Raw genomic sequence first — 17,469 nt, forward strand, 5'->3', positions numbered from 1 at the left:
CTCCTCTCGGCGGGGAACCCGATCATCCCGCATCGGTCCGACGATCCGGCCGCCATCGCCGCGAGCTCCCCGTGATCGGCCGAACGCGCGGTGTTTCGCCTGCTGGACAAGGGTGATCCGACACGCCGGGGCATGTCGTGCGAGCGGCGCGAACGCCGCCGCAGCGGGTGGCCGGCAAGCGCGGTGGGCAGCGCGTTCACCGTGCTTGATCTGCGGTTTCGACGCGGCCCGCGGCTCGGTTCGGAGATCGGTCCGCGACGGAGCGGACGCGGTGCGTGGCGACATCCGATCTTTCGGGCGACCCCCGCCGACGCAGCGCGATCAGGGCGGGAGCGGTTCGGTAACTTGACCGCCATGCGGGTGCTGCACACCTCCGACTGGCACGTGGGACGCACGTTCCACGGCCGCGATCTGCTCGCGGAGCAGGAATCGGTGCTCTCCGGGCTGGCCGACCTGATCGCCGACGAGCACGTCGACGTCGTCGTCGTGTCCGGGGACCTCTACGACCGCGCCGTGCCGTCGGGCGAGGCCGTCGAGACCTGCGTGCGCGTGCTCGGCCGGTTGCGCGCGGCGGGCGCGCAACTCGTGGTGACACCGGGCAACCACGACTCCGCGGCGCGGGTCGGGGCGTTCGGCGAGTTCGCCGCCGCCGGCGGTTTGCACCTGCGCACCCGCATCTCTGAGCTGCACGAACCGGTGCTGCTCGACGACGAGCACGGGCCGGTCGCCTTCTACGGAATCCCCTACCTGGAGCCGGATCCGGCGCGCCAGGTGCTCGACTCGCACGCCGACGTGCCGGGTGCGAGCCCGATCGAGGAACGCGGTCACCAAGCGGTGCTCACCGAGGCGATGAACCGCATCCGCGCCGACCTCGAAGCCCGCGGCGAACCGCGATCCGTGGTGCTCGCGCACGCCTTCGTCACCGGTGGCGACGCCAGCGACTCCGAACGCACGATCGCCGTCGGCGGCGTGGACGACGTCCCGGGCGCGGTGTTCGACGGCGTGGACTACGTCGCGCTCGGACACTTGCACGGGCCGCAGCGGCTGGCCGAGCACCTGCGCTACTCGGGCAGTCCGGTGGCGTACTCGTTCTCCGAGGCTGCGCAGCGCAAATCCGTCTGGCTGGTGGACCTCGACGCGACCGGGCTGCACGACGTGCGCCGCCACGAACTGCCCGTGCCGCGCGAACTCGCGACGGTGCGCGGCGAACTCGAAGCGCTGCTCACCGAACCGGAGTACGCGGCCTACGAGGACTGCTTCCTGTCCGCGACGCTCACCGACGAGGTCCGGCCGCTGGACGGGATGCGCGCCCTGCAAGAGCGCTTCCCGCACGCGGTGCACCTGGAATGGCAGCCCGCGGGCGGCAGGGCCACCGCGGAGCTGCGCTACTCGGAGGCCGTGCGCGGCCGGGACGACACGGCGGTGGCCGACGGCTTCGTAGCCGACTGCCGGGGCTCCGAACCCACCGAGGGCGAACGCGCGCTGCTGGCCGAAGCCCTGCACGCCGTGCAGCTCGCCGAGGTGCGCGAATGAGGCTGCACCAGCTGACGATCACCGCGTTCGGCCCGTACCGGGACCGCGCCGAAGTGGACTTCGACGCGCTCGGCACCGACGGCCTGTTCCTGCTGCACGGCGACACCGGCGCGGGCAAGACCAGCCTGCTCGACGCGATCTGCTTCGCGCTCTACGGCGCCGTGCCCGGAGCTCGGGAACAGGTCAAGCAGTTGCGCTGCGACACCGCCGCCGACGACGTGGCCACCTCGGTCGAGCTGGAGCTCACCGTGCAGGGCCACCGGCTGCGCATCGTCCGCAGCCCCAAGTACGACCACCGCAAGAAGCGCGGCGAAGGCACCACCACCCGCAACGCGAGGGCCTCGCTGACCTGGATCAGCGACGCCCCCGACGGCGCCCCGTCCGAAGGTTCCGCCCGCATCGACGAGGTCAATCGCACCGTGCAGCGGCTGCTCGGGATGAGCGTCGACCAGTTCACGAAGGTCGTGCTGCTGCCGCAGGGCGAGTTCGCGAACTTCCTGCGGGCGGAGACCACCGAACGCGAGAAGCTGCTGGAGAAGCTGTTCGGCACCCAGCGGTTCGCCGACGTCGAGCAGTGGTTCGTCGAGCACCGCCGGGAACGCGGCCGGGCGGTGGAGGCCCACACCCAGCAGGTCCGCGAGCTCGTCGCGCGCGTCGCCCAGGTCGTCGGGCAGGACCCGGAGGACGGGGCCGACGAGCGGTTCTGGCTGGAAGGCTGGGAGAAGCACCTCACCGCGGAGCTCGACGAGACCCGGCGCGCCCGCGCCGAACTGGCCGACCGGCGCGAAGCCGCGGACGCGGAGCTGACCGCGCGCCGCGCGCTCGCCGACAAGGTCCGCCGAGTGCGGGGCGCCCACGCGGAACTGGCCGAACTCGATGCGCAGCGCCGCACCCACGAGCAGTGGCGCGCCGAACTGGACGCCGCGCAGCGGGTGCTGCCGGTGCTCACCGTCCGCCGCGCGACGACCGAAGCCGAGACCGAACTGGATCGCGCGGCCCGCGAAGCCGGACGTGCGGAGGCGGACTGCCCCGGTGCGGACCTCGACGCCTCGCTCGACGAGCTGCGCTCGCAGGCGGGCACCCACCGGGAGCGCGCGGGGGCGCTCACCGAACTGCTTCCCGAAGCGCGGCAACAGGAAACCGACCACGCCCGGCTCGCCGAACTCACCCGCGGCATCGAAACCGACGAGCGGGCGGGCGCCGAGCTGGCGGAGCAGCAGACCGCGCTGCCCGAGCGCATCAGCACCGCTCGGGCGCGGCTCGACGAGTCGAAGCAAGCCGAAACCCGCCGCGAGCAGGCCGACGCGAAGGTCGCGGAGCTCACCGAACTGCTGCGCACCGCCCGCGCCGTGCCCGCGGCGCGGCAGGACTACGAGCAGGCCGCCGAGGCCGCGAAACGCGCGGTGGACGCCCACCAGCAGGCCCGCGAAACCCTGCTGGACCTGCGGGATCGCCGGCTCGCGGGCATGGCCGCCGAACTCGCCGCCGGTCTCGCCGCCGGTGCCGCCTGTCCCGTGTGCGGTTCGGCGGAGCACCCGGAGCCGCGCGCGGCCGTGGACGACTCGGTCTCCGCCGACGACGAGGAACGCGCCCAGCAGGCCGAGCAGCAGGCGCAGTCCCGGCGCGAGGCCGCGGCGACGGGGGAGACCGACGCGCGCAGGCACCTCGACCTGCTGCTGGAGCGGGTCGGCGAGCGGACCACCGACGACCTCGTGGCCGCCACCGCCGCCGCCACCGAGCAGCGCGACACCGTCCGCGCCCTGGCCGATCAAGCCCGCGCCCGCGCCGATGAGCTCGCCGACCTGGAGTCCTCCGCGCAGCGGCTCACCGAGCGGCGCGGGGAACTGGATCGGCGGATCGCCGCGGCCCGCACCGAACGCACCGGGCTCCAGTCCACTGCGGACGCTCGCGCGGAACGGCTGGACGCGGCGCGCGGCGAGCACCCCGGCATCGCCGAACACCGCGCGCACCTGCTCGACCGGGTCGCGCGCCTCGACCGCCTGATCACCGCCCGCGGTGCCCGGGACGAGGCGGAGAAGCGCCTCGCGAAGCAGCGCGCGGCGCTGCACGAGGCGGCCGTCGAAGCGGGCTTCGACGACATCGACGCGGCGCTGGCCGCCGAACGCGGCGAAACCCGCCGCGCCGAACTCACCGACGACCTCACCCGAGCCGAACAGCGCCGGGCCACCGCGCACTCCGCACTCGGCAGCGAAGAACTCTTCGGCGTCGACGCCGACACCGAGATCGGCCTGGAAGCCGCCGCAGAAGCCGCCACCACCGCCCGCGAAGCCGCCGAGCGGGCCACCGCCACCGCGCAACGCGCCGAACAGCGCGAACAGGACGTGCGGTCGCTCGCGACCCGGTTGCGCGCGGCCTGGGACGAACTGGGCCCGGCGCTGGCCGACCACGCCGAACTGGAGGCGCTCGCCGACGTCGTCAACGGGCGCGGCCAGAACGCGCGCAAGATGTCGCTGCGCTCCTACGTGCTGGCCGCCCGGCTGGAGGAGGTGGCGGTCACCGCGACCCGCCGGTTGCAGCGGATGAGCGACGGGCGCTACTCGTTCGTGCACTCCGACGCGGCGGGCGCACGCGGCACCCGCGGCGGGCTCGGGCTCGACGTGCTCGACGACTACTCCGGCCACACCCGCTCGGCGAAGACGCTCTCCGGCGGCGAATCGTTCATGGCCTCGCTGTCGCTGGCGCTGGGACTCGCCGACGTCGTCGCCGGGGAGACCGGTGGCGCGCTGCTGGACACGCTGTTCATCGACGAAGGCTTCGGCACGCTCGACGCGAACACCCTGGACCTGGTGATGGACACCCTCGACGAACTCCGCGCGGGCGGGCGGGTCATCGGCCTGGTCTCGCACGTGGACGAGATGCGCCAGCGCATCGGAATCCGCCTGCGCATCCGCAAGTCCCGCGAGCACGGCTCCACGATCGAGCTCGATACCTGAGAAAGCTCCGCGCCCGGCTGATGACAGTGGCGTGGTTCATCCCTAATGTCGGGCTCATGGCTCAATCCATGATTCGGCGTTCCCGCGGGCTCAAGGCCGTCGGCGGCGTGGCGGGCGCGCTGCTGGCGCTCACCGTCACCGCAGGCTGCAACGACCCCGCCGCACCGCCGCAACAACAGCAGGAGCAAGAGGACGGCGGCAACCAGCAGGACGGCGACCAGCAGGACGACCAGCAGGACGGCGACGACCAGGACGGCGGGGACGACCAGGACGACGACTGAGCCGTGACGATCGGCGACGGGCGCGGGCCGGTCGTACCGGCCCGTCCCCGGGCCACCTGAGTCGATCGACCCCCGGACCACCTAGAATCACCGGCCGTGAGCCTCACCCTCGGAATCGTCGGGCTGCCCAACGTCGGCAAGTCCACCTTGTTCAACGCACTGACCAGCAACGACGCGCTCGCGGCGAACTACCCGTTCGCCACCATCGAGCCGAACGTGGGTGTCGTGCCGTTGCCCGATTCCCGGCTGGCCACCCTCGCCGAGCTGTACGGCTCCGAGAAGCTCGTGCCCGCCACCGTGTCGTTCGTCGACATCGCGGGCATCGTCAAGGGCGCTTCCGAAGGCCAGGGCCTCGGCAACAAGTTCCTCGCGAACATCCGCGAAGCGGACGCGATCTGCCAGGTCATCCGCGTGTTCGACGACCCGGACGTGGTGCACGTCGACGGCAACGTCGACCCGTCCAGCGACATCGAGACGATCAACACCGAGCTGATCCTCGCCGACCTGCAGACCTTGGACAAGGCGCTGCCGCGGCTGGAGAAGGAAGCCCGGACGAACAAGGACAAGCGCCCGGCGCTGGAAGCGGCCAACGAGGCGAAGGCCATCCTCGACGGCGGCACCACGCTGTTCACCGCGAAGAAGGCCGACGTGCCGGAACTGCGCGAGCTGAACCTGCTCACCACCAAGCCGTTCCTGTACGTGTTCAACGCCGACGAAGGCGTGCTCTCCGACGACGCCCGCAAGCAGGAACTGCGGGACCTCGTCGCCCCCGGCGACGCCGTCTTCCTCGACGCCAAGGTCGAATCCGAGCTCATCGAGCTCGACGAGGAATCGGCCCGGGAACTGCTGGAATCCGTCGGTCAGCCGGAGCCGGGCCTGCACGCCCTGGCTCGCGCCGGATTCCACACCCTCGGCCTGCAGAGCTACCTCACCGCCGGGCCCAAGGAGGCCCGCGCCTGGACCATCCCGCAGGGCGCCACCGCCCCGCAGGCCGCAGGCGTGATCCACACCGACTTCGAGCGCGGCTTCATCAAGGCCGAGATCGTGTCCTTCCCGGACCTCGTCGACGCGGGTTCGATGAGCGCCGCCCGCTCCGCGGGCAAGGTCCGCATGGAAGGCAAGGACTACGTCATGACCGACGGCGACGTCGTGGAGTTCCGCTTCAACGTGTAGAAGACGACGTTATTGCTGTTCAGAGCCGTCTTCGCCTTCTTTGTTCGTCAGTGGTTCGTCAGCCGATCCCAGAGCGTCGCGCAGCAGTCCGGCGGCGGCGCTTCGGGTTCGGTCTTCTGCGGTCGGCCACAGGTGGGCGTACGTGCTCAACGTGATGTTGGCACTGGAGTGCCCGAGCGCCCGCTGAACCGTCACCACGTCGCAGCCTGACGCGATCAGTCCCGATGCGTAGAAGTGCCGGAGGTCATGCAGGCGGACCTGTTCGCACCCGGCGGCTGAACGGGCCTTGCGCCACAGGTAGCCAATGCTGTTCTGATGAAGCGGGTACGCCGCTTCGCCCTTGAACAGCCATCGATCACCACCGACGCCCGGAAGCGCGTCGACGTACTCGCGCAGCTCAGCGTTGAGCGAGTCCGCGAGGAACACGATCCGCTCAGAGCCGTGCTTCGGCGGGAGGATCTCTACCGTCCGCCCGTTTTGACGTTGCACTTGGCGGGTGATCGAGACCGTGCGCGCCTCGAAGTCGAAATCGATGACGCGGAGTGCGGCGGCCTCCCCAAGTCGAAGTCCTGCGAACGCGCACAGCTTTACGAACTTGCCAAACCCCGGATCGGCCTCCTGGATGATTGATTTGACCATTTTCGGCGTAGGGATGTTCAGGGCCATTTCGCCGCGCCGGACACGTGGCAGGCGAACCCCCTCCGATGGGTCTGACGCAATCACTCGATCGCGGGCAGCGGCGCGGAAAACCGATCGGACGTTGTTGAAACGCGTTTTGATCGTGCCCGGAGCTAGCCCTTCTTTGCGCCCGTATCCCGTCTGCTCGGTCTGCATGTTCTTGACCCACAGCTCAATATGCGAGCGCAAAATGCGGGACATAGGGACATCGGCAAACGGGACGGACTTTGTAGCGAGGCGCATTGCGCGTTCGGTGCCAGATGCCCAGAGTTGACGCTTGGCCCAATCCTCAAAGAATTCCGAGAATGTCACGCGCCCCGAGGTGGGGTCCACAAACTGGCCCATCTTCATGGCTGCCGTCTGCTCATCCAGCCACTGCTGGGCGTCAATCTTTCGGCGAGTGGTCCGGGTGATCTGCTTTCCGCCAGGGATCGGGCGGAATTGAGCTTGCCATTTTCCATTTGCTAGCTTGCGGATGCTTGCCATTTCATGCCTCCAGTGAATTGAACCAGGACTCGACCTCTTCGGGCTTGTACCGAAGATGGCGGCCAATCTTTCGGCACGGCGGGCCGTACTTCTTGTGGCGCCATTGATAGACCGTCTGAACCGGGATTCCGAAGTATGAGGCCACGTCCCCGGGCCCCCACAAATTGCGCAACATGGTTAGTCCTTTCGTTCGGTGGCGTGGTTGCGCTGTCGTTCGGCTCGCCTGCTTTCCGCGTGTGCGTTGGCGAGTTCGCGTTCTTCGGCGGTGCGGTAGCCGACGTTGGCGAGGTCCCAGTGGTTGACGACGGTCACCGGTTCGCCTGCAATGCCGTACTTGGTGAGGGTTTCGTCAAGCCGGTATTGGCGGCGGTCGTCGCGGATTTGCCCGAAGGTGGTGGAGTAGATCTTGGATTTGGTGAGGAAGTGGCCTCGGAAGCCGAGCATGTGTGTCCAGCGGCGGAGTTTGAGTTCGGCCAGCGGGCCGGGGATTTGTCCGCCGTTGCGGCAGGTGTCGCAGTAGGGGCCGTTTTCGCAGCCGCAGCCCTCGGCTTTGTGTGCGCCGTGGGGGTGGCAGTCGGGACAGGGCACGGGGCCGCCGAGGTTCCAGGCGGTGCGCATGAGCCGCTTGTAGTGCTCGTTGACGGCAATGTGCTCGATCTGGGCGGCGGAGCGGATCGGGCGGTCGGGGGTTTCGGACTTGCCGGTGCCTTTGGTGGCGTATTTGGCCACGTAGGAGGAGATCTGGTCTTCGTTGATCTGCCCGCCGTCGTCCTCGAATCGGGAGGCGTTCGCCGCGCTGATGGGGCGGACGTCGATCTGCTGGCCCCAGGCGAATTCCCGCACCTGCCCGGCGAATTCGGGGGTGGTGTAGCGGACTTGGGCGTGCGCGGCGTGGATGGCATCAGTGAGCACGTCGGTGGACCCCCAGGCTGGCGCGGGGGAGTGGGCGCCGCCGGGGCCGTCGAGGCGAAGCACGGCGTGCAGGTGGATCGCGCCGCGTCGCTGGTATTCGGCGACTTTGGCGAAGGAGAGCCGGGCTTGGTCGGCGAAGTCCCGCACTCGGATTCCGGCGGCTTTGGCGAGGTGGCGGGCGACGGCGATAGTGAAGCGTCGCCAGAGTTCCCCGGCGGAGGCGTTGAACAGGACGTGCCCGGCGTAGTCGTAGGTGCCGGGTTGGCGCGCCTGGCCGTCCGGGCGTACCGGGCCGAATGAGGGTGCAGTGAGGGTGAGGAACACCCTCGGGCGTTCGGTGACGTGGTCGGGGACGCCTTTGGTGCCGCCGGAGAGGCCCGCACGTAGGAGGTGGAAGGCGTCGGCGGCGTAGCGGTCGGAGCAGGCCACACAGACGCTCTCGCGGCGGTTGCCGCAGGGGACGAGGACGTGCCCGGTGTTGGAGGTGACTTCGGTCCCGGTCGCGTCGTGGACGGCCCAGGTGCCGGACAGGCGGATCGGGTGAGTGCATCCGCCGGTGGAGATCATCTGTTCGCGCCACCGGGGATAGCCAGGGCCGGTGAGGTGGTCGGTAAAGCGGTCGGTGGCGCGGTAGTTGGGGCGAGACAGGGCGGCGGGCGAGGACATGAGTAGTGACCTCCGAGCATGAGAAAAAGGGGCGGGGCACTCGCGCCGGTGTGTCCGGTGTGGAGTGCCCCGCCCCTTTTCTGGTTGAGCGAGAGCGCGTTTTTAGTTGTGCCGCAACGGGGTTCAGACCTTGACGGTGTGCCCGTTGGCGGGGGTGTAGCTGGTGGCGATCTGTTCGGCCATGCCGTCCGGGACGCTGGCGACTCGTTGCACGTCGGCAGCGGTGAACGCACGTCCGGCCGCGCTGGCGTCGGCGTAGGCGTCGGCGACAGCTTTTGCCATCGGCGGGGGCAGCTTCGGCCCCCTGCGAACCGCCTGCACCGGTGTCGGTGTGGCAGGTTGCGGTGGTGCCGGTTCCCGCGGTTCCGACGAGGCGGATTCGGGCTGAGCCGATTCGGCCGGCATTGAGGCCGGAGCCGCTTGAGCGGTGGGTTTCCCGTGGTCACCGGTGTTGTCTTGGTGGGCGGCGTCGGCGTAGCCCTGCATGACGACCTGTCGGGAGCGTGCCTGGATCACCGGGATCACTTCGGCGAGCCCGTAGACGATGATCGGGATGATCAGGTGGACGGCGAGGGAGCCGAGCTGGAACCGGTCCGGATCGAGCTGGGGGACGACGTTCATGAACAGCGTCGTCCCTAGCAAGACCCGTTTGATGCGGGTCCACCAGTGGTGATCCGGCTCGACTCCGTGGGCGAGGATCACAGCCTCGAAGTTCAGGAGCAGGATCAACAGCCCGGCGAACATCGGCTCCACCGTCCAGGCCGCCCACCACACCGGGTCATTGGTTTCGGCGTCCCCGGCGAGGAACGCCTGAACCCCGGTAGTGGTGAACGAGAGCCCCAGGGCGAGGAAGAACCACAGCCCGGCCACGGTGCGGCGGCGGGTGCGCTCCATAGCGACGGCGATCAAGTCGGGATCGAGGGACAGGGGACGCAGCCGTTTGGACTCGGCGATCTTCGCCCCGAGCTTGTCCACCCGCCGGGTCTGCCCCTGCCCCCGATCACGGGATGCGCGGAACGGCCACATCACCGATTACCTCCTTCCTATTGCTGCGGGTTCGACGGGGTGATCAGGGCGATGGCACCCCGGACTAGCAGGATCAGGGCGAGCCCGCCGCCGATGGCGTAGCCGGGACTGATGAAGACCCACACCCCGGCCAGTACGAGCAGCGCGCCGACGACCAGGCCCAGCAGGACGAGTAAAGAGCGGCCGGTCAGGGCGAAGTGGACGGTGGGAAACATGAGTGTTTTCCTTTCTGTGTCAACGGGAAACGGGTGTGCGATTGCTGTTCTTGCGCCGGTACATCGCGGCATCGGCGCGGGTGAGCAGGTCGGGAAGCCCGCCGGTGGCGGGACCGGTGGCGGTGCCGATCGACAGCGACACCTCAACGGGGTGACCGTTGACCACGGAGACGTCTCCGACTGCGTCGGCGAGCTGGTCCGCGACCGCAGCCGGGTCGGTGAAGGCGTCCAAGCCGGTGAGCAGAACGGCAAACTCGTCACCGTGCAGCCGCACGGGCAGCAGGCCCGGTCGGGCATGGAGGGCGAGGACGGTGGCGATCTCGCAAAGCACGAGGTCACCGACGCGGTGCCCGTAGGTGTCGTTGATCGACTTGAACCGGTTGGCGTCGGCGAGCAGGACGGCGACGCGTTGCCTGCGTCGGCGGGCGCGGGCGAATCGGCGCTCCAGGGCGGCACGGTTTGCCAGCCCGGTCAGCGGATCGGTGTTCAGGCAGGTGAACAGGTACCGGGCGTAGAGGGACATCCCGGCGGTGCCGGACGCGGTGACGGCTAAGGCGAGTTCTGCCAACATGAGCGTTACCTCTCGCGTAGGGGTAGGCCCCACCCGAGATGTTTCGATCGGTACCCAGGTGGGGCCGTCTACTGAAATCAGGCGGTCAGGCAGCGTCGAACTCCTCCGAGTCGTCCGCGTCGTCATCGGGACGGAACCGGACGACGTTCGAGTCGTCCACGGCGGTCGGCGTGCAGGAGCGGACCAGTTCGGCAATGTCGCCATCGGAGACGCAGCCCGCACGGACCCGGATCGGACGCCGGGAACGTTGATCGACCCGGAAGCCGATCCCGGCGTGTTCGGCGTCGGCGGGGATCTCATCGGCCAAGGCCCCACGTAGCCGCATGTCCTCCCCGAGAACCATGTCCGGGTGGTTGGCGGCGGTGGTTCGTAGGCAGATCCGGCCCGTAAACAGATCCCGAATCGGCAGCACGTCCTTGGTCGGCTCCTGCAAGTAGGCGCAGACCGCGAATCCAGCCGCGCGGCCTTGGGTCATGACCTCCGCCAGCAGCCGTACTGCCTGGCGCGTGGTGCTCGAATCGGCCAGTGCGGTCATCATCGCCAGTTCGTCGATGAACAGCGGCCGGAACGGCGTCTCCCGCGAAACGGTGATCTCCCGCATCCCAGCGGCCGACAGGTGGGCTTGGGTGGCCTTCATGTCGTCCCGGTAGCCCTCGATGAGCTCCAACGCGTCGGCGGGTTCGGCGGCGTAGCGGTGGAACAAGGGCTGGGCGTCTCCGGCCTCCATGCCGCCCTTGAGATCACACATTTCCGGAAGCACAAGCCCGTCACGGATCGCCGGACCCATCGCCAACAGTGGGTTCCACAGCAGCGATCGCTTCCCGGAACCGGTGGCGCCGACACCGAGCAGGTGACCGCCCTTCAGCGGCTCGAACCAGTCGTTTCCGTACTCGTCCTCACCCATGAAGATCGCCGACAGATCCACGTCGGCGGAATCCTCCGGAATCGAGGCAGGGGCGATCAGCTCGGAGAACGGGTTCCCCCGCACCACCGTGATCGCAATCAACTGCGGCTTGACCTTGACGATGCCCAAACCGTCAGCCTTGAGCGCCATCGCGAGTTCCTCGGTGGCGTCGGTGAACTTCTTCAACGACTGCCCCCGCAGCGGCTTCACGTACAGGGTGTCGATCGACGGTGACGCCGACCGGACCCGCACCAGGCGGGGCACCTCAACATGACCGGTGCGGCGGTTCTCCCGGCTGAACTCGCAATCGATCATCAAGTTCCGCCACCGCCCAGCCACATACCGCAGCCACCGTCTCCGGAACGACCGCAGCGCCGGGGCGGCGTGCTGATCGAACGAGTCCGGATGCCCCCGATACCAGGACAATCCGGCGGCACCGAGACAGGCCAGCGTCGCCGCTGTCGGCATCGTCCCGAATTCGGCCATGCTCGCGGTCAGCAGCGGGGGAGCCGACGTCATGCCAGGGTGCCGGGCCATCCATCCGGCCGCGCGCCACTCGATTCCCTTGGGGCGGGATACCTTTGCCATCACTACTCACTCCTCCACTGCTCGAAAAAAAGGGGGTCGGCCGCCATGGGTGCGGTGGCCGACCCCCGAAACGGGAAATAGGATTGAATTAGGTGGTCTTCATGTGTGGGGACACGTCGAGCAAGTCCACCGAGTAGTTCGCCACCTCCCGCGCCAACTCGTCGTGTTCCTTCTTGAACCCGGCGGAGCGAACCTGAAGGCCCGCCATCGACTCACGCAGGTTCTTCATCGCCTTATCCAAATCACGCACCACGGCGTCCACCTGAAACTGGGACATACTGTTCACACCCTCCAGCCGCGCGACGTCAGTTCCTTCTCCCACTTCTTCGTGGACTCCCTCAACACGTGCAACTGCTGCTCCGCCTTCTTGTGCGCGCCGACGATCTGATCCTTCGTCGGCATCCGCCACTCGGACGACTTGGCGGCACCGATCTTGGAGTGCATCTTCGCGGCCTCTTCGAGGGCGATCCGCACATCCTCGATCGCCTTCCGTAGGCCCTCGTATTTCTTGTTGGCCTGACGATTCCACGCCTGCACCTGCATTACGCATCACTCCTTCTATTTGATGAAAAGGGGAATCACGCCGTCTTTCGACGCTGCCCCCATTGGCTGGGCTTGGACAGCACCGACCAGCGTTCCGACTTCCGCCGGGACCTCGTCGGCACCAGCACCGACCGTGCTGGACCCATCAAACGCCCGTAGCGGACCTGGTGAGTGCCGCCGACCTCCAGCCACCCGGCATCGAGAAGCTGATGCACCACCGCTTCGGTCTCCGCCGGAACCTCCTCGACCTCATCCCCGGTCGTGCACCGATACACCTGCTGGCGGAACTCGCCGATCAACATGAACCGGTCCGTGTTTGCCTGCTTCAAAACCCGCTCGATCACCTCCATGTCATTCACCGACCGGCGAGGCGCCTTCCGTGGCGGAAGCGGCACCACCGGATTTCCAAAAAGGTCCGTCTCACCGCCCGCCACCCGACACACCTCCCCACTTCGACTCAACACACCCGGAACCGTGAAAACCCAGGATTTCGATCACGCCCGAACTCCTCTCAGTGTCCGTGCAGCATTCGGTCTTCTTCATCGACCTTGATCAGCGTTGCTAGCGAATCCATGGCCTGATCGACCAACCCGGACACCACACTCATCTTCTGCATGGCCTCACGCGCCGACTCTGCAACCGCAGCGCCGGGAAAAGCGCCGGTAGCCGGAAGGGACTCGGCTTCAGCAACACAGCCCCTCAACGACCCCGTGATCGCCTTCGCGTCTTCAAAGACCCGAGCAAACTTCTCGAATGTTTCCCAATGGGGACTTTCCTGGAACTTCATGCGTTGTCACCGCCGCTGCTGCCGATCGCGCCCAACTCGACGACGTCACCCGTCATAACGCACCCCTTTGCGTTGAAGTGCTGACATGCCCTGCGGGACTCATCAGGCCGGTCTCTTTCCCGGCGACGCCTCGCGGCGTTTCATCCAGCATTCCGGCGGTCAATTCACGCCGGAAAAAGGCATAGTTCGGCCCACTATGGTTTTGTTAAAGAACAAGCAGCCAGAACGGCTTAGAAAGTCACATCAGAAACCGGATGCAGAATCCGGGAATCAACAGCGGGGATCAGTTCGCGAGCTTCGCGCCCACCGCGCGGACCGACACGCCCTCGCGGCCGTTGCGCGCCCACTGCGAGATGCGCGGGTTGATCAGCTCGACCACCGCGTCCTCCAGCGGCTCCTGCGGCTCCGTCTCCAAGGTCACCTTGACCTCGAAGCCCTTCGGGGTGCGCTGGCCCTCCACGGCGTGCTGGCGCAGGAACACACTCAGCTCATACAGCGGGGCGCCGTCGCGGTCGGTCTGCGTCTCCATCTTCCCTGCGTCGTTCTGGAACATCTTCACCGTCGGCGCCTCCAGCGCCCGCACCTTGTAGCCCTCGAACTGGACCGGAACGTTCTTCAGCATCTCTGCACCTCGTTCGTCTGCGTTTTCAGTGGGCCAGCTTGGCTAGCCATGTACAGATTAGGGCAGCATGGCTAGCCATGTCAACAGGTTGGCCAACATGGCTAGTCAGATCGAGGTTCAAGGCGTTAACCTGGGCGTATGCAGGAACTTGATCCCGATGACCCCCGTCCGCCCTACCAGCAGGTTGCGAACGCTCTACGTGCAGCGATCTTGACGCGGACGCTGACCCCAGGCGAGAAGCTTCCCTCTGGAGCGGAGCTGGCGAAGCGCTACAGCGTTGCGCGGATGACCGTGCAGCAGGCGATCCGCATCCTGCGTGACGAGGGGCTAGTGGTTTCTCGGCAAGGGAGTGGCGTCTTCGTCCGAGAGCGCACGGAGCGGCCGATTGGGCTGCGTCCGCACTTGGAGCACGCGTTCGAGCAGGACAACGTCACCCTGGACTTTGCTGGCTTCTCGGGGGAGACGCTGCACGGTGCAATTACTGAGCCCCTCGACAAGATCCGGGTTGGTCGGCTCCGTCCCGATTCGATCCGGGTGCGCCTACTCGTTCCGGATACGGAAATGCCCTGGTCTCTACCTGCGAAGGTTGAAGACCTGTCGGACAGTCCAGCGTTCCGGAAGCGCGCCGCGGGCATCATGCAGCGGCACACGCACGCAATCGTGGAGTCAGTGAACGAGTTGGGCAGGCGCGGGCTGATCGCCGACGCGACCGCCGAACTCCGGGTGTATCCCGCCGTGCCGTTGTTCAAGCTGTACCTGATCAACCAGCTCGAAGCGTTCTTCGGCTACTACCCCGTGCAAGAGCACACGGTCCCGCTAGACGGCGAGGACACGCCAATGTGGGATCTGATGGGTAAGGACGCCACGCTGTTGCACTACGCAACTGAGCCTGGCGACGAGTCGCTGAGTGGGATCTTCGTGCAGCAATCGCAGATGTGGTTCGACAGCGTGTGGAGCACGGTCGGCCGAGAGGTTTCGCCGTGACCGCCGCCGGGATTCTCGCAGGCTGTCGACACGTGCTGTTGGACTTCGACGGCCCCGTCTGCGCCGTGTTTGGAGGGTTGCCGGACCGAGTTGTAGCCGACGAGTTGCGAGGGTTCCTTGACGGGGAGCTTCCTGGGTCGGTCGCCCAGAGTCGAGACCCGTTCGACGTCCTCAAGCATGCAGCCGAGCAGGACGACCAGCCCGCACTAGTCGAAGGCAAGTTGCGGGAGCTGGAAGTTCGAGCCATCGCCAGCGCTCCGGCCACGCCGGGAGTAGAAGCCCTTTTACGGACTCTGCGAGAACGGGAGCAGCGAGTGTTCATCGTGTCGAACAACTCGCAGGCGGCGGTTTTGGCATACCTCGACATGTACGAGATGCGCCCACTTGTCGAGGGCATCAGTGCCCGCGAGGGTGCAGACCCGGCGCTCTTGAAGCCTCATCCGTTCTTGCTGAACCAGGCGTTGACCGCGATGGAAGCGCGCCTCGGCGACACGGTCATGATCGGAGATTCGCTGACGGATGTTTTCGCGGCTCAAGCGGTCGGCATTCCAGTGATCGCTTATGCGAACAAGCGCGGCAAGCGGGAGCTACTGGAAGCACACCAGCCCACTGCCGTCATCGAGCACATGAGCGAACTCAGGAGCTAGCACGCGGGCTTCGGCTGGATACGGCGAGCGGTGTTTCACCCATCTTCTTGCTCGCGGTGCGCCCGCAGATCCAGGCGAAGCCTTTCCGTGTCCCAACGGGCATGACCGCCAGCCGTCACCACCGGCGGCTTGACCAGGCCGCGCTGCCACCAGCGGACCAGCGTCGCTCGATCCACGCCGATCTCTTTCGCTGCCACACCCGTAGGCACAAGCCTGCCTGCCACGCAGCAACGATGACCCACAAACGCCCCGCTTGCCCTCGATCGGCCACGCTTGTATACGGACGCATCGAATGCAACGATTGTCCGATGGAGACTAGGGCGATCAGCGTGCTAGCGCGCCAGATGCAATGGGCGCTTGATCAGGCGGCGTTCGACCTCGGCGCAGGCGAGATGACGGCGGCGGAGCGGAACGCGCTCGCCGAGGATTTGATCAATCTCGCCCACGCTTTACGGGTTCAGGGCGATGCGCCACTCATCATCGACGCGAGCGAGTAGCCGTCGCGGTCTCAGCGTTCGTGTGAGGAGTTTCTTTTCTTCATCAAGGGCGGCCCCTTCGGGGCCGCCTGCCTGCTGTTTTGCTGGGCCGCGCAAGCGGGCACGCCGGGCGTGCGGCCTCCGGCCGGTCCCGGCGACCCGCGCGCGGCCCAAAGGCGGAAGGCAGGCGGCCAGGGGCGCGTGAAGGGGCCTCAGAAGCTGATATCGCCGTCGATGCGCCCGGTCTGGATGCTGGGTCCGCTCACGTGGCCGGTGTTGACGTTGTGCACCGAGCCGTGGAGCCCCGCGCGGATCAGTTCGAGCACTACGTCTTCGATCTCCCTGCCGTCGCTGTGAGCGCGATTGTGGAGCGCTTCGCGGTCAGCGGCTGTGAGGTCATCCAAGTTGATCGTTACTCGTTCCATGCCGGGATGATCGCGCCTGGTGAGGAGGTCGGCCTCTCGATCAATCGCGGTGTGGTCGCGTGGACATGGTGGTCGTCTGGCCAGTTCCTACGGGCGGCCTCGTCTCGCCGGGCGTAGTGGGTTGCCTGGCTGTGGTCCCCTTCAAGGAGTGCTGACCAGGGGTTTTCTGCCGGTGGGATTTATGCCGGCATTAGGGCTGAACGCGGACCACGGATGCCCTCGCCGGGCGGCAGGCCAACAGGGTGAGGGGCGGATGCGGTAGCCCGCGGTTCAGGGGGATGCTGGCGTGCCCTCACCCCATCGACCTCCACACGGGCTATCAGGACGCGTCAAGGGGGCCGCCCCCGAGCTACCGGTACGGTGAAGCTCAGAGGTGGCCCCCTTGACACGACCTGATCGGGCTGAAGCCAGGTCGACGGGGTGAGGGCAGCGGGCAGGTGGTGCGACGTGATCATTCGTCAGCCGCTCGTCAGGACGCCAAAAACGGCCGCCAAACGTTGATAAGTTGCAGACAACGTCTGAGCAGGTCAGGGCAGCTATCGCGGATGTTTTCGCTGGTAGCGCGTCCGCGCAAATTCGTTCCGCTTCAACGTGTGACCGGCGGCGTTGCTCCTGAGGGTTGCGTCGGGGCGGGGTCAGCGGTGGGTGAGCACGTTGATGACGTTGCCGCCGGGGTCGCGGAAGAAGAAGCGCCGAACGCCCCACTCCTCGTCGGTCAGCGGGTGGACGACCTCGAAGCCCTGGCGCACGACCTCGTCGTGCGCGGAGTCGACGTCGGCGACGTCCAGCGACGCGACGGGGTTGCAGGGGGCGGTGCGGTCGGTGGTCATGAGGCTGAACTGGGCCGTGCCGCCGCTGCCCAAGGTGGCGATCCAGCCGTGGTCCATCAGCACGTCCAACCCCAGCACTCGCTGGTACGCCGCGACGGCGGTGGGCAGCTCGGGCACGGTCAGGATCGGCACGGCTCGTTTGAGGTCCACCGCCGGAGTATGCGGCGG

22 protein-coding genes are annotated in these 17,469 nt (G+C 67.4%); 7 read left to right on the forward strand and 15 right to left on the reverse strand.

The window, feature by feature from the left end:
- Positions 1 to 354: 354 nt before the first annotated feature.
- The 4 genes from BJ969_RS02360 to ychF all read left to right on the forward strand — a co-directional run bounded on the left by BJ969_RS02360 (position 355) and on the right by ychF (position 5,941).
- Complete coding sequence (locus BJ969_RS02360) at positions 355 to 1,533, forward strand: exonuclease SbcCD subunit D (RefSeq protein ID WP_184476868.1); 1,179 nt, start codon at positions 355 to 357, stop codon at positions 1,531 to 1,533.
- Positions 1,530 to 4,487 (forward strand): AAA family ATPase, encoded by a 2,958-nt coding sequence (locus BJ969_RS02365; RefSeq protein WP_184476871.1) that lies wholly within the window; start codon positions 1,530 to 1,532, stop codon positions 4,485 to 4,487. Before BJ969_RS02360 ends, BJ969_RS02365 begins: the two co-directional genes overlap by 4 nt.
- A gap of 56 nt (positions 4,488 to 4,543) precedes the next feature.
- Positions 4,544 to 4,768, forward strand: a complete 225-nt coding sequence (locus BJ969_RS02370) for a hypothetical protein (protein WP_184476873.1) — start codon at positions 4,544 to 4,546, stop codon at positions 4,766 to 4,768.
- A 96-nt stretch (positions 4,769 to 4,864) separates the two neighbouring features.
- The gene (gene ychF, locus BJ969_RS02375; protein ID WP_184476875.1) at positions 4,865 to 5,941 is read left to right on the forward strand and encodes a redox-regulated ATPase YchF; all 1,077 of its coding nucleotides are present in this window, start codon (positions 4,865 to 4,867) and stop codon (positions 5,939 to 5,941) included.
- A gap of 9 nt (positions 5,942 to 5,950) precedes the next feature.
- Here ychF and BJ969_RS02380 read toward each other — a convergent pair whose 3' ends face one another.
- The 12 genes from BJ969_RS02380 to BJ969_RS02435 all read right to left on the reverse strand — a co-directional run bounded on the left by BJ969_RS02380 (position 5,951) and on the right by BJ969_RS02435 (position 13,939).
- Positions 5,951 to 7,105, reverse strand: a complete 1,155-nt coding sequence (locus BJ969_RS02380) for a tyrosine-type recombinase/integrase (protein WP_184476877.1) — start codon at positions 7,103 to 7,105, stop codon at positions 5,951 to 5,953.
- A gap of 1 nt (position 7,106) precedes the next feature.
- Positions 7,107 to 7,280, reverse strand: a complete 174-nt coding sequence (locus BJ969_RS02385; protein WP_184476879.1) for a helix-turn-helix domain-containing protein — start codon at positions 7,278 to 7,280, stop codon at positions 7,107 to 7,109.
- A gap of 2 nt (positions 7,281 to 7,282) precedes the next feature.
- Positions 7,283 to 8,683, reverse strand: coding sequence for a replication initiator (locus BJ969_RS02390; protein ID WP_184476881.1), 1,401 nt, complete (start codon positions 8,681 to 8,683; stop codon positions 7,283 to 7,285).
- Positions 8,684 to 8,806: 123 nt separating this feature from the next.
- The gene (locus tag BJ969_RS02395) at positions 8,807 to 9,709 is read right to left on the reverse strand and encodes a hypothetical protein (RefSeq protein ID WP_184484672.1); all 903 of its coding nucleotides are present in this window, start codon (positions 9,707 to 9,709) and stop codon (positions 8,807 to 8,809) included.
- A gap of 17 nt (positions 9,710 to 9,726) precedes the next feature.
- A complete protein-coding gene (locus BJ969_RS02400) occupies positions 9,727 to 9,924 on the reverse strand; it encodes a hypothetical protein (RefSeq protein WP_184476882.1) in 198 nt (65 codons plus the stop codon).
- A 19-nt stretch (positions 9,925 to 9,943) separates the two neighbouring features.
- Positions 9,944 to 10,495: a GGDEF domain-containing protein gene (locus BJ969_RS02405; RefSeq protein ID WP_184476884.1), complete on the reverse strand. Its 552-nt coding sequence runs from the start codon at positions 10,493 to 10,495 to the stop codon at positions 9,944 to 9,946.
- Positions 10,496 to 10,580: 85 nt separating this feature from the next.
- Entirely contained in the window at positions 10,581 to 11,885 is a 1,305-nt protein-coding gene (locus tag BJ969_RS02410; RefSeq protein WP_184476886.1) for a cell division protein FtsK, read from the reverse strand.
- A 190-nt stretch (positions 11,886 to 12,075) separates the two neighbouring features.
- On the reverse strand, positions 12,076 to 12,264 hold the full coding sequence (locus tag BJ969_RS02415) for a hypothetical protein (RefSeq protein ID WP_184476888.1): 189 nt from the start codon (positions 12,262 to 12,264) through the stop codon (positions 12,076 to 12,078).
- A gap of 5 nt (positions 12,265 to 12,269) precedes the next feature.
- Positions 12,270 to 12,530, reverse strand: a complete 261-nt coding sequence (locus BJ969_RS02420) for a hypothetical protein (RefSeq protein WP_184476890.1) — start codon at positions 12,528 to 12,530, stop codon at positions 12,270 to 12,272.
- Between the two features lie 35 nt (positions 12,531 to 12,565).
- Positions 12,566 to 12,880 (reverse strand): hypothetical protein, encoded by a 315-nt coding sequence (locus BJ969_RS02425; RefSeq protein ID WP_184476892.1) that lies wholly within the window; start codon positions 12,878 to 12,880, stop codon positions 12,566 to 12,568.
- 161 nt (positions 12,881 to 13,041) lie between these two features.
- Positions 13,042 to 13,317 (reverse strand): hypothetical protein, encoded by a 276-nt coding sequence (locus BJ969_RS02430; protein ID WP_184476894.1) that lies wholly within the window; start codon positions 13,315 to 13,317, stop codon positions 13,042 to 13,044.
- A 283-nt stretch (positions 13,318 to 13,600) separates the two neighbouring features.
- Positions 13,601 to 13,939 carry a hypothetical protein gene (locus tag BJ969_RS02435; RefSeq protein WP_184476896.1) on the reverse strand — a complete coding sequence of 113 codons (339 nt, stop codon included), beginning with the start codon at positions 13,937 to 13,939 and terminating at the stop codon, positions 13,601 to 13,603.
- A 138-nt stretch (positions 13,940 to 14,077) separates the two neighbouring features.
- Here BJ969_RS02435 and BJ969_RS02440 point away from each other — a divergent pair, with 138 nt between their 5' ends.
- Positions 14,078 to 14,923 (forward strand): GntR family transcriptional regulator, encoded by an 846-nt coding sequence (locus tag BJ969_RS02440; protein WP_184476898.1) that lies wholly within the window; start codon positions 14,078 to 14,080, stop codon positions 14,921 to 14,923.
- Positions 14,920 to 15,570 carry an HAD family hydrolase gene (locus tag BJ969_RS02445; protein ID WP_184476900.1) on the forward strand — a complete coding sequence of 217 codons (651 nt, stop codon included), beginning with the start codon at positions 14,920 to 14,922 and terminating at the stop codon, positions 15,568 to 15,570. The genes BJ969_RS02440 and BJ969_RS02445 overlap by 4 nt, the downstream gene beginning before the upstream one ends.
- A 35-nt stretch (positions 15,571 to 15,605) precedes the next feature.
- Here BJ969_RS02445 and BJ969_RS02450 read toward each other — a convergent pair whose 3' ends face one another.
- Entirely contained in the window at positions 15,606 to 15,812 is a 207-nt protein-coding gene (locus BJ969_RS02450; RefSeq protein WP_343071180.1) for a MerR family transcriptional regulator, read from the reverse strand.
- A gap of 66 nt (positions 15,813 to 15,878) precedes the next feature.
- Between BJ969_RS02450 and BJ969_RS02455 the strand changes: the two genes are divergently transcribed.
- Positions 15,879 to 16,067 carry a hypothetical protein gene (locus BJ969_RS02455; protein ID WP_184476904.1) on the forward strand — a complete coding sequence of 63 codons (189 nt, stop codon included), beginning with the start codon at positions 15,879 to 15,881 and terminating at the stop codon, positions 16,065 to 16,067.
- Positions 16,068 to 16,258: 191 nt separating this feature from the next.
- On the opposite strand, the gene BJ969_RS02460 is transcribed toward BJ969_RS02455, so the two are convergent.
- Positions 16,259 to 16,471: a hypothetical protein gene (locus BJ969_RS02460; RefSeq protein WP_184476906.1), complete on the reverse strand. Its 213-nt coding sequence runs from the start codon at positions 16,469 to 16,471 to the stop codon at positions 16,259 to 16,261.
- Positions 16,472 to 17,106: 635 nt separating this feature from the next.
- Positions 17,107 to 17,451, reverse strand: a complete 345-nt coding sequence (locus tag BJ969_RS02465) for a VOC family protein (protein ID WP_184476908.1) — start codon at positions 17,449 to 17,451, stop codon at positions 17,107 to 17,109.
- Positions 17,452 to 17,469: the final 18 nt, after the last annotated feature.

It is taken from the genome of Saccharopolyspora gloriosae (assembly GCF_014203325.1).
Classification (GTDB): domain Bacteria; phylum Actinomycetota; class Actinomycetes; order Mycobacteriales; family Pseudonocardiaceae; genus Saccharopolyspora_C; species Saccharopolyspora_C gloriosae.